Below are 22,887 nucleotides of genomic sequence, written 5' to 3'. Positions count from 1 at the left end.
TATAAAAAGCCCCACCCCTATCTTCTAAAAAGATAAGGGCGGGGCTGTATAAACAGTCGCGGTACCACCTTATTTCGTCAGCTATTCACACAACTGACCTCGTCAAGTACGGAGCAATATTACGCTCTTATACTGTGATTTTGATAACGAGAACCAACTCTCGTCGCCGCCTACTATTATCATCTGATAAGTTCAGGACGCAGCTCAAAGGCCATTGTTCAAATGAACATTCTTGCTTCTTCTCAGCTCCCGAAGCTCTCTGGAAAGAATGGTTTCATTCTACTTTTCCTTTTCAATGCTTTTCATATATAACACGTATTTTACGACTAAAATACAGAAAAATCAAACTTTTTATAAAAGAAAACAGGAAATAAATAATTCCTTCCGAATATATACATGTTTAAAGAAAGGAGCGATCTCATTGAATCAAAAACAATTAAGCACAATTAATAAGCAAAGTTGGAACGCTGCTGCCTATGAGGCGTGGACCAATCGGCATGGTACCCCCAAGGAATATGCAAAGAAATTATTACAAGATCCAGCCCATGAAGTATCCTATTACTTACCTTACATAGAGAATATACAGGAAAAACGCATCATAAATTTACTTGGTTCGAAAGGAAATAAAGCTGTGGCATTCGCATTATTAGGTGCTGACGTAACAGTTGTAGATATTTCTGAAAGCAATGCCAAATATGCAAATGAGCTAGCGAATGCTGCAGAGGTGTCTATTGAATACATCGTTTCAGATGTACTAGAAATAACACCTTCTCAATCATTTGATGTTGTTTTGTTAGAACTCGGTGTACTTCATTACTTTTTAGATCTCAAACCGCTTTTTAAATTAATCTCAGAGCTTCTAAAAGACGGTGGTACTTTTATACTTCGTGACTATCATCCCCTTTATACAAAGTTATTAGCGACAGATGATCAAAAATTCAAGGCAAACGGGGATTATTTCTCTGAAGAAGTAATTGAAGATAACGTTGCTTATGGCATTCTACTGGATAAAACGCAGCAAGACCTACTACAAAAAACGATGATTCGTCGCTGGACGTTAGGAGAAATTATTACAGAAATTGCGGGGGCAAACTTACACATTGAAAAGCTGATTGAAGAACATGGCCCACACCAACGCTGGGTCTTTCCTTCTTCTGCTCCAAAAGAAATTGAAGAGCGTATCCCAGGACTTTACACGTTAATTGCGACAACAGCATGCAAAAAAGGATCCCTTCACGGATAGGATCCTTTTGCATGCTTAACGCATATAAGTTGAGGTTGGAGATTACCATAATTCTGTAGAATAGGACACAAGGTATTTCAACATTTTGTCTCTGACTTACGCAGTCAAAAGGGGTATGACCAACATAACGAAGAGCAATGTTTTAGTTGATATTGATAATCGTTATCAACTAATTAGAAGTATACATGATGTATCCTAAAAAGACAATAGGAATCTCACATTTTTTATTAGCTAGCTTCTTAAAACTTTCGGTACATATACACAATATGGTTCGCTCTCTAAATAATCACCGGTTATCGCATATGCCCTAGAACGAGAACCACCACATATATAGCGGTATTCACACTTCCCGCATTTTCCTTTATAGCCATCTGGATTACGTAACGCTTGAAAAATTGGTGAGTGACGGTAAATGTCTCGTAAACGTGTTTCTCTCACATTCCCAGCTCCAATAGGTAATAATCCACTTGGATATACATCACCAATATGCGAAATGAAAACAAAACCGTTACCGTCATTGACTCCCTTCGGTGCTCGTCCTAAACCATCAATTTTTCCGGTTAAAACATTTTGGAGTGCATCTTCATAACACATTCTTTGCTTACTTGTTCCTCCCTTATTTTTTTGCTGCATAACAACTCTTCGGTAATGCTGAGCCGCTGTTGTTTTTACATCAAACGATGCGGTTTTACCTATTTCATATAACTTTCGAAATACAAGTTCATGTTCCACTGGCGAAATCATATCATCTATATTTCCTCTTCCAGTTGGAACAAGAAAAAATACGCTCCATAGCACACCACCCAATTGTTCAACAAGCGCTGCCATCTCCTCTACTTCATGAATATTATACTTAGAAATGGTTGTATTAATTTGAACAGGAATCTGTAACTCATTTAAGTATTGAATCGCATCCATCGTAAGCTGAAAAGACCCCGCCACGCCGCGAAAACGATCATGTGTCTCAGCTGTAGCACCATCCACACTAAAAGCCCAGCGTGCAAGTCCAACCTCTTTTGCTTTTTGAATCGCCTCTTTGGTCACATTTGGAGTCGCACTAGGCGTCATCGAAACTCGTAATCCTTTTCGCACTGCATAATCTGCTAGCTCATAAATATCCGCTCTCATAAGCGGATCCCCACCAGAAAAAACTAGCATTGGCTTATCCATTTCATATATTTCATCAATTAATCTCTTCCCTTCAAGAAAAGTCAATTCTCTTGGGTCTCTCCTATACTGCGCTTCAGCTCGGCAATGCAAACATTTTAATTCACAAGCTCGTGTAACTTCCCATATCACAATAAAAGGATTTTCATCATAATTCATTTTCAATCTCGCTCCTCCCTACATACTTATAATCAGTATAGGGAAGATTCAAAAAAAACACTGTGAGCTATTTCACTGCATCTTTATCTTATTTCCTTTATAATGAGAATGGATATCATTAATATTAGGGGTGTTGTGCATGTCGCAAGAATTCGAAGAGAAATTATATGCCAATTTAGAGGCTGTTATCGATCCTGAATTAGGCGTTGATATTATCAATCTTGGATTAGTATATGACGTAACAGCAGATGAAAATAATAATGCTGTTATTACAATGACAATGACTTCTATCGGTTGTCCAATGGCTGGACAGATCGTATCCGATGTCAAAAAAGTATTATCAACAAATGTACCTGAAGTAAATGAAATCGAGGTCAATGTCGTTTGGAATCCACCTTGGTCCAAAGAGCGTATGTCACGTATGGCAAAAATCGCGCTAGGCATTCGTGATTAACTGACAAAGAAAGACCTGACAACCAAGTCAGGTCTTTTTTCATCTTATTTCACACCAACTGCGTCATAAGCTTTCGTTACAGCTTGTACTTCTTTAGAGTTTTGACCATATAAGTCTGTCGCAGCTTGAAGTGCCGCTTGGCGCATCATTTTAAAGTTAGAGTTTGCAGTTAAATATTTTGAAAGCGCACGGTAGTAAATTTTTTCTGTTGCTTCACGGCCTACGCCAGTTACTTTCACACCATAATGCGTGCCACCTTCAGACACTAAATATGCTGCTTTGTTATTGATACTACTGTTAATATGCACGCCGCCATTATCAGCTGTTCCTTTATAACGTTTGACGTAATGATCTGGATAACCTTCAGTTGGTTTTAATGGGTTTTTAATAGAAGCAGGGTTACTTAAGGAGCGTAGCGCATCTCCTGGTTTACCCGGTGTATAAATATCTTCCCCAAGCTCCCAATCATCACGGTCTACCATCGCACCGAAAATATCCGATAGCGATTCGTTCAATGCACCAGACTCATCTTTATATACAAGATTTGCTGTATGCTCTGTTACAGCATGCGTTAATTCATGTCCAATAACATCTAGACCTGCAGATAATGGAATGAATGTTGTTCCATCCCCATCTCCATACATCATTTGTACACCGTTCCAAGCTGCGTTATTCCAACCTTCACCTACGTGAACAGTAGAAATCAGCCTCGCACCTTTATTATCGAAAGAATTACGGTTAAATGTCTTTTTATAATAATCATATACTTTTCCTGCATTTACGTGTGCATCGACAGCAGCTTTGTCCTCGAAGAATTTCGACTTACTTTCTACCTCTTCACCTGTATATCCAAGCCATTGTGAGAAGAGATTAAACCAGTTCTCATCCATATTTTGTGCATCAAACGTGTGAACACCATTTCCACGTTTTCCATCAAACAAGTTAAATGCTCCTGTTTTTTCATCTTGAGCAATTTCAAATGATTGCTTGTTTCCTAGAACGCCATAGCCAAAACCAGTAATATGATCGATTGCATTATATTTCTCAATGATATTTCCATTTGTTGCATCAACAAAGTAATGCCAGTATCCTGGTGCTGGTTTTGAAATAGACGCTTTAACAAGGTATGCAAGATAGTATTGTCCATCTTTTTCATACACATATAAATCTTTTTTCACACCATCATATTTATCTACTTTGCCAATTTCTTTCTCAATATCAGCCTTTGCAACTTCTACCGCCTTCTCATCAGTAATGCTAGCTGCAGCTGGAATATTTTTATCTTCTAAATTCGGGATAACTTGCCCGAAGAACGCCTTTACGTTATTGTCTTTATCAATCGTAACTGTTTGATCTGATCCATATACAGGAACATTATTATGTTTCTCAACTAACTTCACATGTGTTGTACCCGATTCAGCGTCCTTTTCTTCCCCTACAATATTAAAATGTTTGTCAATATTTCCTGCTAATTTAAACATATCCTTCTTACTCTCTAAATACTGAAATACTGTTTCTTTTTTATCTAATCCTTGCGGTGCTTTCCATTCCTCACCTATGTAAGCCGGTGTTTTAAATTCTTGGTGATACTGAATTTGTTGCTCTGCCGCTTGTGTTTTTGTTGCTCCGAATGCCCCAAAACCTCCAACGATAACGGATAAAGCTAATGCTGATGAAACGACTTGCTTTTTCAATCTAACACTCCCCATTCCCCAAAAATTTTTGACACTCTTAATACATTTCGAGAAAAGGAAAATATCTCCTACCAAAAAATATTGAGAAACTTTTCTCTTACAATTTCATCCAAAAAGGGAGCGCCTTGTTAGACACTCCCTTTTCCTTCATTCCTTATTGCTTTTTCATCTCAATCGCTAAATAATGTGAGTGCTCTTTTGCTTGAATACGAATATCTTCTTCAACTACTTCTGCTGCATCGCGCATTACAAGTGTCTCACCATTTACAACACCGCTTCCTTCAATTTGCACAAGATAAACTTGACGATCTTCGATAACAGGGAAAGTGATTTCTTTTCCTGCTTCTAAAGATAGTGAATATAAATTTGCGTCTTGATGAATTTCAATTGGTGCACCACCATCAATTGGAGATACCATATGGAACCAATTGTTTTCACGTTTATTCCAATCAAACTTGAACTCACCGTAGTTTGGTGTGTGCCCTGCGCGGTCTGGTAAAATCCAAATTTGTAATAGGCGTAATGTCTCATTCCCTAAATTATGTTCACTATGAAAAACACCTGTACCAGCGCTCATATATTGTACATGTCCACGCTCAATTGTACCGCGGTTCCCCATGCTATCTTGGTGTGTTAATGCACCATCTACAACATAAGAAATAATCTCCATATCACGGTGCGGATGCATATCAAATCCTGTTTGCGCTGCTACTAAATCATCATTAATAACGCGAAGCGCCCCAAATCTCATATTATCTGGATTATAATAATCTGCGAATGAAAAATGAAAATGTGTATTTAACCAACCGTGATTTGCTCTTCCCATATTTTTATGATCAACTTTTTTAAACATATCCTTCACCTCATATTATCTCGAATTCGAGATATTTATTTAAAATTTTTTATTGTAACTTTCGAAGTAATTCTAGTAGTTGTTTTTGTTCATTACGATTTAACTTATCAAATTGTTCTGCTTGAAACGTCTCTTGCGGTGGAACAACCTCTTCATACAAAACTCTGCCCTTTTCAGTTAGCGAAAGGTATTTCGTAGTACCTTCCTGTTCTCGCTTAATCCAATCAAGCTGCTCCATTTTATTTAAAAGCTGCGTGATGTTCCCTTTTGTAACAAATAGCTTTCGCCCGAGTTCTTGCTGTGTTAATCGATCGTGCCCACCAATTTGGGCTAGAACATCAAACTGGGCAGCAGATAAACTCCATTCTTTCAAATGTTGATTTGTCTCACGAATGCTTCTGTTATAAAAGCGTGATAAACGAAACCATAACAATAATCCTAATCTTTCTTCTGTTTTCATTCCATCACCTCGCTTACTTGATGTCTTTAGTTTAGAACTAAACTTTAAAAATGTCAATTACTTTATTATAGTGAGCAATAAACAAAAGCATAGTAAGTTTCTCCCACTATGCCTTAGTTTAAGTTTCTTCTTATATATTCATTCATTTTACGTTCTGCAAATGCTCGGGCATCCTTTTCAATCCACCGTGCTTCATACGCTTCTTTTCCAATGTATAATACATTTTTCTCATGTTGCATTGAATGCCTGAATTCATGTAGTAAAGTTTTGAGCACTTGTTCATACTGTCCCCACATGCAAACAAAAATCAATTGTCTTTCTTTATGATAAAAACCGCTTAAAGGAAATAAAAACTCTTCTTCCTCTTCTCCTAAGTTTACAAGCACATTATTTGTATCACACGTATCGCAAAAAACAACTGGAATTTCGCGTTTCTCAATAAGTGAAAATACATCGTCTTTCACTTGCTGAATATCCCAAGGAAATTCTGAATCCAGCACGTACCAATTCCCAGCTTGCTGATATACGTTTTGAAACTGGAGTTCCATTGCCCTCCGTTCTCCTTTCTATATTCCCTTTTTCTATATGTATGCCACCATATAGGAAAAATAAACACATATTGCAATACAACATTACATCTAGTTCAAAAAATGTTCAAAATTAATGTTTGTGAAAAGCTTGATTTATACCAATTACTAGATTATAATAATTATAAATTAGTAACAGATATAATATAATAACTCAAAAGGAGATTGATCATATGAACACACAAGTAATCGAAGTATTAAACAAACAGGTAGCAGACTGGAACGTATTATTTACAAAACTACACAACTTCCATTGGTATGTAAAAGGACCTCATTTCTTTACACTACATGAGAAATTCGAACAATTTTACACAGAAGCAGCTGGACACATCGATGAAATTGCAGAACGCATTTTAGCAATTGGTGGCAAACCAGTAGCAACAATGAAAGAATACTTAGAACGATCTTCTATTCAAGAAGCAGCTTACGGAGAGACTGCAGAAGGGATGGTCGAAGCAATTATGAAAGACTACCAAATGATGCTAGGCGAACTGAAAAAAGGTATGGAAATCGCGCAGGATGCTGACGACGAAACGACATCTGACTTACTACTTGGCATCTACACAGAACTAGAAAAACACGCTTGGATGCTACGTGCGTTCTTGAATCAATAATAATATTAAAAGCGGAAGCGGCTGGAGCTAGACACTCAATAAAACCCTCTCAATTTAACTTGAGGGGGTATTATTATTATATCTATATATTTTAAGTAGTTTTATGTTAAAATATAGAAAAGTCTGATATTTTTATTTAAGTAACTCTTTTATTCATGGTATATAGAACATTCTAGTATTACCATCAAATGACGGGAGTGGTTCAGTTGAAAGACTATTTGATTCGAGCATTTTCCGCCTTATTAACTGCTGGAATTGCTTTAGGTATAGCAAATATTTTCAATCTGACCGTGGACACCAGAAGCTATCCTTTCTTCATCTGCATTGCAATCGTTGGTGGTTGGAGCGGCTGGTATTTATATAAAAAAGCTTTGAAAAACAAATCTAGAGGCATTCCGAAATGAACGGAATGCCTCTTTTTATTCATCTTATTATGATAACTGCTTCCACTTATTCCCCATAACAGGTCTCTTATAGTTTTTCATGTGGAGCAATAATTCTTCTGCATTATCCGCCGAAACAATTAACTCTTTATTCGATGGATTCATAAACCCTTCTTCTGCTGCGCGATCGATCATTTGCAAAATTGGACTATAAAAATCTTTACTATTTAATAATCCAACTGGCTTGTCATGAATCCCAATTTGTGACCAACATACAACCTCAAATAACTCTTCAAATGTTCCGTAGCCACCTGGTAACGCAATAAATGCATCCGCAAGCTCTCCCATTTTTGCTTTGCGCTCATGCATTGTTTCTACTTCAATTAGTTCTGTTAATCCTTTATGAACAATCTCTCCGCGAAATAAACCGCGAGGCATAACACCAGTGACACGTCCGCCTAAGCGCAACACTTCATTGGCTACTTCCCCCATTAAACCAACACATGAACCGCCGTATACTAGTTCACAATTATTTTGGACAAGCACTTCTCCAAGCTTAATTGCTTGCTCTTTAAATTCAGGTCTTTCTCCTAAATTAGAACCTGCAAACACACAAATCTTTCTCATACCTACACCCCGAAACTATATATTGTTATGATACAATGAATATTGTACAACATATTGAAGGGATGAGAAAGAATTGAATATTGCCGAATTTCAGAGATGGGTTGAGGAATTTTACGAAAAACGAAGCTGGTCACAATATAACTCTTTTATTCGCTTGAATTTCTTAACAGAAGAAGTAGGAGAAGTTTCACGAGTTGTACGCGCCATTGAAATTGGACGCGATCGCCCAGATGAACAAGTAAAACAAGTGGAAGAATTGAAAATTGAATTAAAAGAAGAACTTGGAGATGTACTTGCAAACCTCATTATCCTTTCTCAAAAATATGATTTAGACTTACAAGATATTATGGAGGCACATGTCGAGAAGCTTTCTAATCGTTTCGAAAATAAATGAGAATATTTATCAATTATGATATAATGGTTCCGACAACATACAAAGGAGAGAATTTATGTTATCTACTAAATTACACGATGCGCTTAACGACCAAATGAATTTTGAATTTTACTCTGCCCATGTTTACATGGCAATGGCTGCTTACTGCACAGCAGAAAGCTATGATGGATTTGCAAACTTTTTCCTTGTACAAGCAGAAGAAGAGCGTTTCCACGCAATGAAACTTTACAATTACATTAATGACCGCGGAGAGCGCGCCATTATTACTGGATTCGAAAACCCTAACAATGAATATGAATCTGTTTTAAGCGCATTTGAGATCGCACTTGAGCATGAGCGTGAAGTAACAAAGCGTATTTACAACTTATCCGATATCGCTTGGGATGAGCGTGAGCACGCGACAATTACATTCTTAAAATGGTTCGTTGACGAACAGGTTGAAGAAGAAGCTTCTTTCGACAGCATCATCCAAAAACTAAAACGTATTACAAGCGACTCTAACGCTCTATTTATGTTAGATGCGGAATTGGAAAAACGTACGTTTACTCCTCCTGCTGAGTAATATCCTTATCACCTTAATGAATTCGTTAAGGTGATTTTTTTCTCCTTTAAATCACTTTTCACCTTAACATCGGATTAAAATCAGCTTAAATCTTCGCTCATTCTATATAGGACTACTATTATAAATGGTATTATTTTCAATATAGAGTACAAACGGGAAGGAGAACATCTCTATGAAACAACGTGTAGAAGCAATCGATGCCGTTCGCGGTTTTGCTTTATTCGGTATTTTACTTGTTAACATGACATTAATTCAATTTGGAATGTTTAGCGGTGAACAGCCTACTTATGTATTCGAAAACATTGATGCGGGGGCAAATTGGCTTATTCAGTTTTTTGGCACCCACAATTTCATTTCCCTATTTTCTTTTCTATTTGGGATTAGTATTATTTTGCTACAAAAGAGCATTATAGCAAAAGAAAAGCGTTTCTTTCCCACTTATATAAGACGTATCATCATTTTGTTAATTATTGGATATATTCATGGAGCTTTTATTTGGGACGGAGATATTTTATTCGGTTATGGAATTATAGGAATCTTATTAATGATGTTTATCAATCGAAAGCCCAAAACATTGATCATTTGGGCATCCATCATACTAGTACTAACTATGCTGATGTCTTATCCCTTTGAACCAAGCACCAATATGTCCGATGACTTTGCCCCTTATATCGCAAAAGAACAACAGGTTCATGAAACTGGTAGTTATATAGAACATGTAAGCTTCCGCCTTAATGAAGATCCTTTTAAATATATTGGGATTACTGGTTTTTTCGGAACATTTTTCATATCGCTTTTTGCACTGATTTTCATGACTCCACTGTTCTTATTAGGGATGTATGTCGGTAAAAAAGGGTGGCTTTTCGAAATTGATAAACATGTCTCCCCTCTCAAAAAGCTATGGCTCATGAGTGGTATTTTCTCTTTCGCTGTAAAAATCTTAGAGTTATTAACAAAACAACCTCTTCTCATTATGTTAAAAGACAGTGTTACACCGATAAGTATGGCCCTTTTTTACGGAAGCTCTATCATTTTATTATTTCATTACAAAAAAGCATCACGCTTATTAGAATATATGGCTAACATAGGAAAAATGTCAGTTAGTAACTATTTAGCGCAATCCATCATTGCTACCACCATTTTTTATGCGTATGGACTTGGTTTATATGGGAAAATCGGCTACTTCTTTGGCATTGTCTTAACAATTGTAATTTACGTCATCCAATTATATGCTAGCACCTGTTGGTTAAAAAGGTATCGCATAGGGCCAGTTGAATACGTATGGCGTCTTGGCACATATTTAAAAAGGCCTGCTTTTAAACGTAAGTTAAACAAAGTAAGTTAAATAAAAAAAGCAATGAGCTCACGCGCCCATTGCTTTCCTTATTTTTATAGCATAACCCCAACGATAACCGCTGATAATATACTTACTAACGTTGCACCATACACAAGCTTTAATCCGAAAGAGGATACAACGTTTGCTTGTTTTCCATCGATACTCTTCGTTGCACCTGCGATAATCCCGATAGATGAGAAGTTTGCAAATGATACAAGGAAGATTGATAAAATACCTACTGTACGAGCTGATAAGTCACCAGCTACTTTTCCTAAATCAAGCATCGCAACAAATTCGTTTGTTACTAATTTGGTTGCCATAATTTGTCCTGCTTGTAGCATCTCTGATGTTGGGATACCCATAACAAATGCTAGTGGTGAGAACACATATCCTAAAATACTTTGGAATGTGATGCCGAAAATAGAATCAAACAAACCGTTAATTGCTGCCATTAATGCTACGAATCCAATTAACATTGCTGCTACTGTTACTGCAATAGAGAATCCAAGCATAATGTATTCGCCTAACATTTCGAAGAACGTTTGCTTCCTATCTTCTTGTAATTCTAAAATGTCTTCTTCTTCACTTACATCATAAGGGTTGATAATATGAATGATAATAAATCCACTAAATAAGTTTAAAACAAGTGCTGTTACTACATACTTGGGATCAAGCATTTTCATGTAAGAACCGACGATTGACATTGATACTGTTGACATAGAAGATGCACAAAGTGTATATAAACGATTTTTTGGCAGCTTGCTAAGTTGATCTTTTACTGTAATAAATACTTCCCCTTGACCAACAATTGCCGCTGCTACTGCATTATAAGATTCAAGCTTTCCTAAACCATTTATTTTACTTAATAAAAATCCAACTGCTTTAATAATGATTGGTAAAATTCTAAGATGTTGTAGTATCCCAATTAACACCGCTAGGAAAATAATTGGAAGTAATACTGAAAGGAAAAACGTAAATTCTCCTTTATTTACAAGTCCACCAAATACAAAATTAACGCCGGATTCCGCATATTTTAAAATGGCTCCAAAGCCATCTGAAATTCCTTTAACTAACACATACCCAATCTTTGTATTTAATAAGAAGTATGCCAATGCTAATTGAATAACAAGCATAATTGCAATTGGTTTATATTTAATTTTCTTCCGATCTGAACTTACAAGAAAACCAAGTACAAATACAGCAAGTAAACCGACTAGAAACATAACTAGTTTCATATGTGAATCCTCCACTTTCCATGAGTTATTGGTTGTCCAACGAATGACGTCTGACCATTGATGTTAAAAAAATTAAACCTCTAAAATACTATTTACTTTAAACTGTAACCTAAAACCAGTAAGCGTTTACATAAATTATAATTTACAATTAGTGGTCTCTTCTTCCCTACTTGATTTAAGGTATGAAACTGATACCACCCACAAACAAATTGTAAGCGTTATCTAGGCGAAATGCAACATAATTTTTTCAATAAATGATATGTTAATTTCTCCCTTACAAATCTCGCTAGAATTTATGTTTATGAAATAAAAAAGCAATGAGCTTCTGCTCACTGCTTTTTATTCCTATAACATAACACCAACAATAATTGCTGATAAAATACTTACTAACGTTGCACCATATACAAGCTTTAATCCAAATGAAGAAACAACATTTGATTGATTTTCATCAATCCCTTTCGTTGCTCCTGCAATAATTCCAATAGACGAAAAGTTTGCAAATGATACAAGGAATACAGAAAGAATACCAACTGTACGGGCTGATAGTTCTCCTCCTACTTTTCCAAGGTCAAGCATCGCAACAAATTCGTTTGATACTAATTTCGTCGCCATAATTTGTCCCGCCGTTACCATCTCTGATTGCGGAATACCCATTACAAATGCAAGTGGTGAAAAAATGTATCCTAGAATAGCTTGGAATGTAATACCGAAAATAGAATCAAACAAGCTGTTAATCGCTGTAATTAACGCTACAAAACCAAGTAACATTGCAGCCACTGTTACTGCAATTGTAAATCCAAGCATAATATATTCGCCAAGCATTTCGAAGAACGATTGCTTTTGTTTATTTTCTAACTTAAGTGTATCTTCTTCTTCAGTAACGTCATATGGATTAATAATATGAATAATGATAAAGCCACTAAATAAATTTAATACAAGTGCTGTTACTACATATTTTGGATCAATCATTTTCATATACGATCCAACAATCGACATAGATACTGTCGACATAGAAGAAGCACAAAGTGTATATAAACGATGCTTCGGTATTTTTCTTAATTGATCTTTTACCGTAATAAATACTTCAGCCTGTCCGACGATTGCTGCCGCTACTGCATTATATGATTCTAGTTTCCCTAGACCATTTACTTTACTAAGTAGATAACCAACTGAACGAATAAATAACGGTAAAATTTTAAAGTGCTGCAGAATTCCAATTAATACGGCGAAGAACACGATTGGCAATAATGCTGTTAAGAAGAAGGAAATCTCTCCTTTATTAACAAGACCACCAAATACGAAAACGATTCCAGATTCCGCATATGTAAGTAACGCTCCAAATCCATCTGAAATTCCTTTTACTAAAATATAACCAACTTGCGTATTTAATAAGAAATATGATAATACCAACTGAATAACAAGCATAACCACAATTGGTTTATACTTGATTTTCTTTCGATCCGCACTTATAAGAAAACCCAGTATAAATACAACAAGTAATCCTACAAGAAACATAACAAACTTCATATATAAAATCCTCCATTTAAACCTTCTTCAACGTTCCCTAAAGTTTTTTAACGTTGAACGTCTGACCTCATAAAATAAGAAATAATCCGAACTTTCCATTCATCACTCAAAATATAAAAATAACAAATACAATCCGGCTAACCTCTTATCTCCGAAGCCATTATCCATTCTAACACAAATTCCAACTCACATCTTCATATTTCTAAAAAAATTACATTTTCTTATAAAACTCAAGTTAACGTTCGTCTTTTACCTCATCCACCTAATTTATCCCCATCAAAAAACGAGCATCAAGTTCGACTTGATGCTCGTTTCCCATTTCATTATACAGCTTTTTCTTTTTCTACCACTGGCTTGTCCCAGCACTCTGTATTTGTTAAACCTGGAATAGAATCCGCGTTGAAGACCGGATCTTTTCCTTGTTTCTTTTGCTTTACATAGTCTGCCAACGCAGCATATGCAAATCGGCCAAGAAGTGTAATCGCAATTAAGTTTGTGATTACCATTAACCCCATAAATAAGTCTGCCATACTCCAAACAATTTGAAGCGTTGCAACAGAACCGAATAGAATCATTCCAACTACTGCAGCACGGTAAATCATTAACCATGTTTTACTTTTCTTAATGAATTCGATATTTGTTTCACCATAATAATAGTTTCCTAGAAGTGAGCTAAACGCAAATAGGAAAATAATAATCGCTAAGAAGCTACTTGCCCATGGACCAATTTGTGAGCTTAGCGCCTTTTGTGTTAATTCAATTCCTTCTAAATTCGTTGCCTTATATGCTTCAGAGCATAGTACGATAAATGCTGTTGATGTACATACTAAAAATGTGTCTACTAAAACTCCAATTGTTTGAATAAATCCTTGTTTAGCTGGGTGTGTTACATCTGCTGTCGCAGCCGCATTCGGCGCACTACCCATACCTGCTTCATTCGCAAATAATCCGCGCTGAATACCATACTTCATCGCTGCTCCAATACCGCCACCTACAGCTGAATCTAAACCGAATGCACCTTTAAAGATTTCCGTAAAGACATCTGGTAGTAAATAGAAGTTTTTAATAACAACGAAAACAGCTACTGCTATATAAAGAATTGCCATTGGTGGAACGATCATCTCTGACATACGTGCAATACTTTTAACACCGCCAAAAATAATAACCGCGACTAATACAGCTAATGCGATTCCTACAACATAACGCTCTAAACCGAATGCATTTTTAAATGCTAGCGTAACTGTATTTGCCTGTACTGAGTTGAAAATTAAACCGTAACTAATTGTAATCAGAATAGAAAACCAAATTCCCATCCAACGTTTGTTTAAACCTTTTTCCATATAATAAGCAGGACCACCACGGAAGCCGCTGCCATCTTTTACTTTATAAATCTGTGCAAGTGTACTTTCTACAAAGCTTGAAGATGCCCCGATAATTGCAATTACCCACATCCAAAATACTGCGCCAGGCCCTCCCATAGAAATAGCTAGCGCTACACCAGCCAAGTTCCCAATCCCAATGCGGGCTGCTGAACTCATACAGAAAGCTTGGAAAGAAGATACGCTGCCCTTTTTACGTGTCTTTCCAGTTAATCCATCACTCATTAATCGTACCATTTCCCCTAAATGGCTAATTTGTACGAATTTCAATTTAAAAGAAAAATAAAGCCCTAGGCCTATTAACATTGCGATAAGAATATATGACCAAAGAATCGTATTCGTTGATGAAACGAACTGTTCTAAAATGTTCATACGATTAGTCCCCTCCCTTTTCTTTTCATAAATTGAATTATATTTAAAAAATATTCAAAAATCAACATTTTTCGACAGGTTATCACTTCCAAATGTTAGGTTTTATAACGCAATCGTGTTACTTGTTAAGAAATGTGACTTGTTATTTTTAGAAACGTACATACTATTTGAAGAAATATTTTTTATAAACAAAGCGATTGACAAAAACAAAACCTGTAACTATACTAGTTACAACAGGGTGATAAAAACATCTGCTTAACTACATCGATTTATTTTTGCATATATATTTTTAACATTTATTCTATTAAGCATTTGGAGGTATATATTATGAAAATCGGAATTATCGGAGCAAGCGGAAAAGCTGGAAGTCGCATTTTAAAAGAGGCACTTGATCGCGGTCACGAAGTCACTGCAATCGTAAGAAACGCTGCAAAAATTACAGAAGACAATGTAAAAGTTTTAGAAAAAGACGTATTCGACCTTACTGCTGATGATCTTCAAGCATTTGACGTAGTGGTGAACGCATTTGGTGCTCCAGCAGGTCAAGAACGTCTTCACGTAGATGCAGGTAACGTATTAATTGAAGCAATGAAAGATGCTCCTAATACGAAATTACTTGTTGTCGGCGGTGCTGGAAGCTTATTTGTAGATGAAGCAAAAACAACTCGCGTATTTGATACACCAGGTTTCCCAAATGAATACCTTGCAACTGCTCAAAACCAAGGGAAAAACCTAGAGATCTTACAACAAACAAACGATATCACTTGGACATTCATTAGCCCTTCTGCTCTATTCGCATTAGGAAAACGTACTGGCTCTTACAAAGCAGGTAAAGATCACCTTCTTGTTAACGAAAAAGGCGACAGCTATGTAAGTTACGAAGACTTCGCTGTAGCTGCACTTGATGAAATCGAAAATCCAAAACACGTGAACGAACGCTTCACAGTTGTATCAGAAGCTGAATAATAATAGAAAAAAGCGCTGGCAAACGCCAGCGCTTTTTTATCGTTTATAAGGTTTATTCGGTTTCTGCGGAACTTCAGCCTTTTTCCAGCTTACCGCTAGATCCGGGCTTGTTTTCTCTTCACTGCGCTCTAATAAAACTACCGCATCTTGAATTTTCGGTGTTCCCTTATGCGCGATACCTTGTAATCTTGTTAAAGTTCCCGATACTTTAAAGCTAAATTCACCAGATGCTGTCTCTTTCGGAATTAAAATACGGAACTTTTCCCCCACATTAAACTGTGTTTTTGTTTCGCCCTTTTCATTCACAAATTTAACTCCTGCAGGCGCACCAGTTGCTTGCACTTGGTACGTTCCACTTTTCGCATTTGTTTGCACCGTATATAAATCTGTTTCGAAGAACTCATCTTTTAATACCGCTTCTTGCTTTTCTGACGGCGTAACACTCATCGTAATTTCTTGTACTTCTTCACTGCTCTTTGCTTTCGCAACAATATCTTTCATTACTTTTTCTACATTTTTATTACGAAAATCTAAATCATTAATATCCACTTGTCCCAGCGCATTCCATACAGCGAGCTGTGTCGCATAATGCGCCTCTCTCCAATCGGAGACACCTAATTCCTGTGGACTCTTTTGCGGATATCCATTTAATAACACGCGATATACACCAATATCCACTTTCCCCATTTCGGGTAAATCTTGACCGCTTGGTGATTTCAAATCTACATTCAAGCAAAAGGCGATTTTTCCATCTGCTGTTTTGATAAGTTCTGTTCGGATTGGTTTCTTTTTTGACTTACTATAACTCCAATCCATTTCGTACTTTGTGTGATCCATTACTTCCGCGAATGCTTTTTGGAGTGGGAATAATAAATTCGCAAATACAAATAAAACACTCAAAAAAGCAACCAATAACTTATACGATTGTTTAATATTCATGTTCACAACCCCTTATAAAATAACAAATTTACTACTGTATAGTATCTAGTTAAAAAGTCTTTTTATACATTACTTTTCCCTTCTTAAGACGCTATAAAAAAACACGCGCAGAGATCATTCTAGGCGTGTTTCTATCATCATTTAGTTTTCTTGCAATAATAATTTCGAACGCACTAACGCTCCTCTTACCTGAATCCCAACCCATGCAGCTAATGCAGCTTTTATTACACCTACAATAAGGAAGGGCACAAAACCACCCATGAAAGCAGCTTGCCATCCTAGCGATGCCACATACTTTAAGAATACAGTCCCAATCGTTAATGTCACAAACATTCCTAAAACATTTGCCATTAACGAATTCCAAAATGTAAGCTTTGTCTTCTCAGTTAACAAACCAATTAAAAAAGCAGTTGGAATGAAGGCTAATAGGAAGCCGCCTGTAGGACCAAATAAAACGGATAAACCGCCACTAAACCCAGCATAAACAGGAATTCCAGTTGCACCAATTAAAACATATAACAGTACAGATAAAGTGCCATAGCGTGAACCTAAAATTGTAGCAGTAAGACCAATCGCTAATGTTTGTCCTGTTATCGGAACGAGCGGCAGAGGAATTGTAACTTGGGCCAAAATACCAATAATAGCAGCAAATAGTGCAGTAACAATTAACATGCGGAAATGATTTGTACGATGATTGTTCATATGTGCCTCCCTAGGAAAATTTCATATTATAAATTTAAGATATCCTATTTCATATACAGAGTAAATGTTTTGTTTGAATTTTTAGTTTTCTACAATTAAAAAGAAGAGCACAAATTTTTTGTGCCCTTCTCCTCTGTTCATTTTAGAAATCAAAGTTATCCGGATCTGGACCAACGCGATGATTCTGATTTAACGCATCAATTTGTTCCATATCTTCTTTTGTTAATTCAAAATTAAATATGTCCGCATTTTGAATAATACGGTGCTCTTTTGTTGATTTTGGAATCGTTACAACTTCATTTTGTAAATCCCAGCGCAAGATAATTTGCGCAGTTGTTTTTCCATATTTATCTGCAATCTCTTGTAACGCAGGATTATCTAGTAACTGCCCTTGCATAAGAGGTGACCAAGCCTCCATTTGAATACCTTGTTCACGACAGAAGTCCCGCAATTCTTTTTGCGTTAAACGCGGATGATATTCTACTTGGTTAATCATCGGTTTCACTTCTGCCCCTTCCATTACATCTTTCAAATGATGGATTTGGAAGTTACTCACGCCAATTGCACGTACGCGTCCTTCTTTATATAACTTTTCTAATGCTCTCCACGTATCTTTATATTTTCCTTCTACAGGCCAATGAACAAGGTATAAATCTAAATAATCAAGCTCTAGTTTTTTTAGACTTTCTTCATATGCAGCTAACGTTTCTTCATATCCTTGATCTCTATTCCATACTTTTGAAGTAATAAATAAGTCTTCTCTTGAGACGCCTGCCTCTTTTATCCCTTCACGGATTCCTTCTCCTACCGCTTTTTCATTTGCATAAATCGACGCTGTATCAATGCTACGATATCCTTGTTTAATCGCTGTTTTCACTGCATTAACAAGTTCAGGTCCTTCTTCTACTTTAAATACACCTAAACCAAACCCAGGCATTTCCACGCCGTTATGCAACGCTACACGATCTTGTAAATTCTTAATCATATTCTTTTTCTCTCCTTCATCTTTTTATTTGTATAATATGGTTCACTTATGAATACTAACTTTTTTCCTGATCTCGTTTTTCTAATCCCATACCCCATGCCGTTAATATGACTGCACCAACTACCATAATTGCGCCGACCCACGCTGTATGAATTAACCCTAATGAATTCGTTACAATGCCACCAAGGTAAGCCCCAAGAGCAATCCCTGCATTAAAGGAGGCAATGTTAATTGCAGAAGCAACATCTACAGCGCTCGGAACAAAGCGTTCAGCTAATATCACAACATACACTTGTAATCCTGGAACATTCATAAACGCGAATAATCCCATTAAAATAATCGTAATAAGCCCCGCCACTTTAAACGGCGCCGTAAATGTGAGTACGAATAGCACAATCGCTTGAATGAAAAACATATAGAATAATGCACGAATTGGATTATGGTTCGATAGTTTTCCACCAATCATATTCCCAATCGCAATTGCAATCCCATATACTAACAAAATGATTGTAACTGTACTTGCTTTAAACCCTGTCACCTCTTGTAATAATGAAGACAAGTACGTAAATGTTACAAATGTTCCGCCGTACCCTAATGCGGTAATTACGAAAACAAGTAATAGTCTTCCGTTTGTTATTAATTTAAATTGATCGCGAAATGATACAGACGTACCTTTTTTTAAACTAGATGGAATTAACAAACTGTTTGCGATAAGGGCAACGATTCCAATTGCTACGATAACCATAAACGAAGCTCTCCAGCCAAATTGTTGACCTATAAATGTTCCAATTGGTACACCTGTGATAGTTGCGACTGTTAAGCCTGTGAACATAAAAGCAATTGCACTAGCACGTTTATCTTCTGGTACAAGAGCTGCAGCGATTGTTGAACCTATCGACATAAATACTCCATGCGCAAATGCAGATACAACTCTCGCAACAAGCAGTACACCAAAGCCTGTTGCCACTCCTGCAATACCATTACCAATAATGAAAACAATCATAATCCACATTAATAATGTTTTCCGTGACATACTAGCTGTCAACGACGTTAATACAGGAGCGCCAAATGCTACTCCTAGCGCATATAAAGACACGGTTAAACCTGCTGTTGTAACTGAAACATGTAAATCGTTCGAAATAGATGGCAATAAACCGACGCTAATAAATTCAGTTGTACCAATGCCAAACGCACTAATCGCTAATGCTAATAAAGCAAACACACTTCTTCTATTTGTTTGAACATCTGAAGACGGTACTGTATATGAACTCAATCGAATTCCTCCTTAATATGAGAAATCCAATCATAATAGTATGATAAAAAGGCCCTTTTATCTGCTAATAAACACAGTTTTACTGCTCACAACTGCTATTATGAATGGTTTCATTCTTTTTCGAAAGAACGCACTTTAAAGTACTATAGATACCAAAAGGTAACATAGTTACTTTTTGGTACCGTACTACTCATCTGCCTCTTACGTATGCTATTATGAAACATGTTTAATATGAAAAACAGTACGTACTTTAAAGTACTATAGGCACTAAAAAGTAACATAAGGAAAAATTTCCATATGTGAGTATAAAAATTTTTTAACGGAGGTTGTAATTATGAAGAAATATAATATTCCTGTAGAAGCAACCTTAGAAGTAATCGGCGGAAAATGGAAGGTCGTTATTCTTTGTCACTTAACAAAAGGAACAAAACGAACAAGTGAATTAAAGCGTTTAATGCCTGGCATTACGCAAAAGATGCTCACACAACAATTACGTGAATTAGAAGAAGATGGAGTTATTCAAAGGAAGGTTTATAATCAAGTCCCACCAAAAGTTGAGTACTCTCTTACTGACTATGGTTGGTCTTTAGAAGCAATTCTTGATTCTCTTTGCACTTGGGGTGAATGTCACCTAGAAAAGAATGGGGATTCGTCCATGCTTATCCCGCAAACAAATCAATCTTAATCAGAAAAAAAGGAAAAAATGAACATTCATTTGCTCATTTTTTCCTTTTCCTCTCTATAATTCAGTACATTTTAGGTAACAGTAAAATAAAATATATGCTTTTTTCCCTTGCTAATACTAAGTTATGGACTCAAAATCAAATAATTAGGGATCATTTTTATGTTAACCTGGGTGTATATAGTATATAATAAAGGATATATATTATATACACTTTCCGATAAAGGAACTTTCCATTATAGGGACAAGCCATGTATCGGACAAGTTCATAAATAATAGGTAAGAAATTATGGTTTTAGATTTATGATTGCCTTCTACTTGTAATCATAAATTTAAAGGCATTTTATTGCGTTTTGTGAAGCTTTGCATAAAGTTTCGCAAATTTTTGCTAGCGCTTACCTGTAATAGGAATGTTTTATTTCTAAAAAAATAAGAGTATTGCTATCGTAAAGGAGAATTGGAGATGCCAGAAACTATCACTCAAACAAAGCCTGAACAAGAATCTTTACAAATTTCTGCTAGCCAAGGACAACTTGATGTACTTGATCAGTTGTTAAAACCTGAGGTACAAGAGTCATTAACTACACTAGTAGAACAGCTTCCAAAATTAACTGAGCTTGTTAACATTTTAACTAAGTCTTATGACTTCGCTCAAACTGTTGCTACTGACGAAGTATTAAAAAGCGACACTGTTGGCGCAATCCAAGAGATTGTAGAACCTGTAAAAGATACAGTGAAAAGCATGGCAGCAACTGCTATCGAAGCAAAAGATCGTGCTGAAGAAAGCTCTGAAGTTATCGGTCTTTTCGGTCTGTTAAAATTACTAAAAGATCCACAAGCACAAAAAATGTTCCGTTTTATCAATGCTTATCTTCAAATTAGTGCAGAACGCAATAATAAATAATTTATCTTATAACAACAATTAGTAAAGACGGGAGATATCATACTATGTCAAAACAAATTGTCATCTTAGGCGCTGGTTATGGCGGACTTCTTGCTGCTTTAAATGTACGTAAATATTACAGCAAATCAGAAGCACAAGTTACAGTAATCAACCAATACCCAACACACCAAATCATTACAGAATTACACCGCCTAGCAGCAGGTAACGTTTCTGAACAAGCAGTTGCAATGCCACTTGAAAAACTTTTCAAAGGCAAAGACATCGATCTTAAAATTGCAACAGTTGAGTCATTCTCAGTTGATAGCAAAGAAATTAAACTAGCTGGTGGCACTACTTTATCTTACGATGCACTTGTAGTTGCTTTAGGAAGTAAAACTGCTTACTTCGGCATTCCAGGACTAGAAGAAAACAGCATGGTATTAAAATCTGCTGCTGATGCAAACAAAATCTACAAACACGTTGAAGACCGTATTCGCGAATACGCTAAAACGAAAAACGAAGCTGATGCTACAATCTTAATCGGTGGTGGCGGATTAACTGGCGTTGAGCTAGTTGGTGAGCTTGCTGACATTATGCCTAAACTTGCAAAAAGCCACGGCGTAAACCCTAAAGAAGTAAAATTACTTCTTGTTGAAGCAGGTCCAAAAATCCTTCCAGTATTACCTGACCATTTAATTGAACGTGCAACTACTAGCTTAGAAGCACGCGGTGTTACATTCTTAACAGGTCTTCCTGTAACAAACGTTGCTGGCAATGAAATCGACTTAAAAGACGGTCAAAAAATCGTTGCAAACACATTCGTTTGGACAGGTGGCGTACAAGGTAACCCATTAATCGGTGAATCAGGTCTTGAAGTAAACCGTGGCCGTGCAACTGTTGATGCATACCTACAATCTACTTCTCACAAAGACGTATTCGTTGCTGGAGACAGCGCTGTTGTCTTCGGTCCAGAAGGTCGCCCATACCCACCAACTGCACAAATCGCTTGGCAAATGGGTGAGTTAATTGGATACAACTTATACGCAGCACTAGAAGGCAAAGCATTCGAAGAGTTTGCACCAGTAAACTCTGGAACACTTGCAAGTCTAGGTCGTAAAGATGCTGTTGCTACAATCGGAGCAAGCTCAACTCCACTTAAAGGCTTACCAGCATCATTAATGAAAGAAGCAAGTAACGTTCGTTACTTATCACACATTAAAGGATTATTCAGCTTAGCTTACTAATCCGTTTACTAGCCCGAATCATGATTCGGGCTTTTTTATTTTTAAAAGCTTTCTTTTTAGATGGGAGAGAGCATCCAGCCATGCATAGGAGCGGTCAGGGCCTTTTTCTGCCCCATGCCAATTTTAAAACAAAGAGAGATGATGAGTGCAAGGCTCCTTTTGTTCTT

The 22,887-nt window shown here is 36.5% G+C and carries 24 protein-coding genes and 1 other annotated feature; of the genes, 11 read left to right on the top strand and 13 right to left on the bottom strand.

Translation table 11 applies throughout. The features are described 5' to 3' along the window. Positions 1-31: 31 nt before the first annotated feature. Positions 32-305: a binding site (T-box leader), on the bottom strand. A gap of 116 nt (positions 306-421) precedes the next feature. After that, a complete protein-coding gene (locus ACM6HU_RS15965; RefSeq protein ID WP_016131085.1) occupies positions 422-1,243 on the top strand; it encodes a class I SAM-dependent methyltransferase in 822 nt (273 codons plus the stop codon). A gap of 231 nt (positions 1,244-1,474) precedes the next feature. Here ACM6HU_RS15965 and ACM6HU_RS15960 read toward each other — a convergent pair whose 3' ends face one another. Continuing rightward, positions 1,475-2,569: a TIGR04053 family radical SAM/SPASM domain-containing protein gene (locus ACM6HU_RS15960; RefSeq protein WP_016131086.1), complete on the bottom strand. Its 1,095-nt coding sequence runs from the start codon at positions 2,567-2,569 to the stop codon at positions 1,475-1,477. Positions 2,570-2,708: 139 nt separating this feature from the next. Between ACM6HU_RS15960 and ACM6HU_RS15955 the strand changes: the two genes are divergently transcribed. Further along, the gene (locus tag ACM6HU_RS15955; protein ID WP_000076465.1) at positions 2,709-3,023 is read left to right on the top strand and encodes a metal-sulfur cluster assembly factor; all 315 of its coding nucleotides are present in this window, start codon (positions 2,709-2,711) and stop codon (positions 3,021-3,023) included. Positions 3,024-3,067: 44 nt separating this feature from the next. Here ACM6HU_RS15955 and ACM6HU_RS15950 read toward each other — a convergent pair whose 3' ends face one another. The 4 genes from ACM6HU_RS15950 to ACM6HU_RS15935 all read right to left on the bottom strand — a co-directional run bounded on the left by ACM6HU_RS15950 (position 3,068) and on the right by ACM6HU_RS15935 (position 6,578). Further along, a complete protein-coding gene (locus ACM6HU_RS15950; protein ID WP_414848254.1) occupies positions 3,068-4,717 on the bottom strand; it encodes a M4 family metallopeptidase in 1,650 nt (549 codons plus the stop codon). A gap of 154 nt (positions 4,718-4,871) precedes the next feature. Continuing rightward, positions 4,872-5,570, bottom strand: a complete 699-nt coding sequence (locus ACM6HU_RS15945; protein ID WP_016132390.1) for a pirin family protein — start codon at positions 5,568-5,570, stop codon at positions 4,872-4,874. Between the two features lie 49 nt (positions 5,571-5,619). Next, positions 5,620-6,030 carry a MarR family winged helix-turn-helix transcriptional regulator gene (locus ACM6HU_RS15940; protein WP_016112444.1) on the bottom strand — a complete coding sequence of 137 codons (411 nt, stop codon included), beginning with the start codon at positions 6,028-6,030 and terminating at the stop codon, positions 5,620-5,622. Between the two features lie 113 nt (positions 6,031-6,143). Then, positions 6,144-6,578, bottom strand: a complete 435-nt coding sequence (locus ACM6HU_RS15935) for a DUF3920 family protein (RefSeq protein WP_077294557.1) — start codon at positions 6,576-6,578, stop codon at positions 6,144-6,146. A 212-nt stretch (positions 6,579-6,790) separates the two neighbouring features. On the opposite strand from ACM6HU_RS15935, the gene ACM6HU_RS15930 reads away from it, so the two are divergent. Continuing rightward, positions 6,791-7,231 (top strand): Dps family protein, encoded by a 441-nt coding sequence (locus ACM6HU_RS15930; RefSeq protein WP_016112446.1) that lies wholly within the window; start codon positions 6,791-6,793, stop codon positions 7,229-7,231. Positions 7,232-7,437: 206 nt separating this feature from the next. After that, entirely contained in the window at positions 7,438-7,635 is a 198-nt protein-coding gene (locus ACM6HU_RS15925) for a hypothetical protein (protein WP_033670863.1), read from the top strand. A gap of 27 nt (positions 7,636-7,662) precedes the next feature. On the opposite strand, the gene ACM6HU_RS15920 is transcribed toward ACM6HU_RS15925, so the two are convergent. Beyond that, the gene (locus ACM6HU_RS15920; protein WP_044880770.1) at positions 7,663-8,241 is read right to left on the bottom strand and encodes a TIGR00730 family Rossman fold protein; all 579 of its coding nucleotides are present in this window, start codon (positions 8,239-8,241) and stop codon (positions 7,663-7,665) included. Positions 8,242-8,314: 73 nt separating this feature from the next. Here ACM6HU_RS15920 and ACM6HU_RS15915 point away from each other — a divergent pair, with 73 nt between their 5' ends. From ACM6HU_RS15915 to ACM6HU_RS15905, 3 genes are all read left to right on the top strand, one after another. Next, complete coding sequence (locus ACM6HU_RS15915) at positions 8,315-8,635, top strand: MazG nucleotide pyrophosphohydrolase domain-containing protein (RefSeq protein WP_016112448.1); 321 nt, start codon at positions 8,315-8,317, stop codon at positions 8,633-8,635. Positions 8,636-8,690: 55 nt separating this feature from the next. Further along, the gene (locus tag ACM6HU_RS15910) at positions 8,691-9,197 is read left to right on the top strand and encodes a ferritin (protein ID WP_016112449.1); all 507 of its coding nucleotides are present in this window, start codon (positions 8,691-8,693) and stop codon (positions 9,195-9,197) included. Between the two features lie 172 nt (positions 9,198-9,369). After that, positions 9,370-10,542 (top strand): DUF418 domain-containing protein, encoded by a 1,173-nt coding sequence (locus ACM6HU_RS15905; RefSeq protein WP_016131091.1) that lies wholly within the window; start codon positions 9,370-9,372, stop codon positions 10,540-10,542. Between the two features lie 44 nt (positions 10,543-10,586). Here ACM6HU_RS15905 and ACM6HU_RS15900 read toward each other — a convergent pair whose 3' ends face one another. From ACM6HU_RS15900 to ACM6HU_RS15890, 3 genes are all read right to left on the bottom strand, one after another. Further along, entirely contained in the window at positions 10,587-11,768 is a 1,182-nt protein-coding gene (locus ACM6HU_RS15900; RefSeq protein ID WP_077294567.1) for a NupC/NupG family nucleoside CNT transporter, read from the bottom strand. Positions 11,769-12,113: 345 nt separating this feature from the next. Further along, a complete protein-coding gene (locus ACM6HU_RS15895) occupies positions 12,114-13,295 on the bottom strand; it encodes a NupC/NupG family nucleoside CNT transporter (RefSeq protein WP_077294570.1) in 1,182 nt (393 codons plus the stop codon). Positions 13,296-13,618: 323 nt separating this feature from the next. After that, positions 13,619-15,046 (bottom strand): alanine/glycine:cation symporter family protein, encoded by a 1,428-nt coding sequence (locus ACM6HU_RS15890; protein WP_077294573.1) that lies wholly within the window; start codon positions 15,044-15,046, stop codon positions 13,619-13,621. A 327-nt stretch (positions 15,047-15,373) separates the two neighbouring features. Between ACM6HU_RS15890 and ACM6HU_RS15885 the strand changes: the two genes are divergently transcribed. Next, positions 15,374-16,012 carry an NAD(P)-dependent oxidoreductase gene (locus ACM6HU_RS15885; protein WP_077294576.1) on the top strand — a complete coding sequence of 213 codons (639 nt, stop codon included), beginning with the start codon at positions 15,374-15,376 and terminating at the stop codon, positions 16,010-16,012. A gap of 36 nt (positions 16,013-16,048) precedes the next feature. Here the strand turns inward: ACM6HU_RS15885 and ACM6HU_RS15880 are convergent, their stop codons facing one another. From ACM6HU_RS15880 to ACM6HU_RS15865, 4 genes are all read right to left on the bottom strand, one after another. Further along, positions 16,049-16,951 carry a thioester domain-containing protein gene (locus ACM6HU_RS15880; protein ID WP_016112455.1) on the bottom strand — a complete coding sequence of 301 codons (903 nt, stop codon included), beginning with the start codon at positions 16,949-16,951 and terminating at the stop codon, positions 16,049-16,051. 141 nt (positions 16,952-17,092) lie between these two features. Continuing rightward, positions 17,093-17,653: a biotin transporter BioY gene (locus ACM6HU_RS15875; protein ID WP_016131094.1), complete on the bottom strand. Its 561-nt coding sequence runs from the start codon at positions 17,651-17,653 to the stop codon at positions 17,093-17,095. A 142-nt stretch (positions 17,654-17,795) separates the two neighbouring features. Next, positions 17,796-18,638, bottom strand: a complete 843-nt coding sequence (locus ACM6HU_RS15870) for an aldo/keto reductase (protein WP_016131095.1) — start codon at positions 18,636-18,638, stop codon at positions 17,796-17,798. Positions 18,639-18,693: 55 nt separating this feature from the next. After that, positions 18,694-19,911 carry an MFS transporter gene (locus ACM6HU_RS15865; protein WP_077294585.1) on the bottom strand — a complete coding sequence of 406 codons (1,218 nt, stop codon included), beginning with the start codon at positions 19,909-19,911 and terminating at the stop codon, positions 18,694-18,696. A gap of 334 nt (positions 19,912-20,245) precedes the next feature. Here ACM6HU_RS15865 and ACM6HU_RS15860 point away from each other — a divergent pair, with 334 nt between their 5' ends. From ACM6HU_RS15860 to ACM6HU_RS15850, 3 genes are all read left to right on the top strand, one after another. Then, positions 20,246-20,596, top strand: coding sequence for a winged helix-turn-helix transcriptional regulator (locus ACM6HU_RS15860; RefSeq protein WP_016112458.1), 351 nt, complete (start codon positions 20,246-20,248; stop codon positions 20,594-20,596). A 460-nt stretch (positions 20,597-21,056) separates the two neighbouring features. Beyond that, complete coding sequence (locus ACM6HU_RS15855) at positions 21,057-21,497, top strand: DUF1641 domain-containing protein (RefSeq protein WP_003201998.1); 441 nt, start codon at positions 21,057-21,059, stop codon at positions 21,495-21,497. A 44-nt stretch (positions 21,498-21,541) separates the two neighbouring features. Next, positions 21,542-22,720 carry an NAD(P)/FAD-dependent oxidoreductase gene (locus ACM6HU_RS15850; RefSeq protein WP_016112459.1) on the top strand — a complete coding sequence of 393 codons (1,179 nt, stop codon included), beginning with the start codon at positions 21,542-21,544 and terminating at the stop codon, positions 22,718-22,720. The last annotated feature ends 167 nt before the right edge of the window (positions 22,721-22,887 follow it).

Origin of the sequence: Bacillus sp. IT-79MI2, assembly GCF_949768135.1 — a bacterium.
In the GTDB taxonomy this organism is placed as follows: Bacteria; Bacillota; Bacilli; order Bacillales; family Bacillaceae_G; genus Bacillus_A; species Bacillus_A pseudomycoides.
Note: the sequence above shows the minus strand (reverse complement) of the source record. Positions and strands in the feature narration are given on the sequence as shown.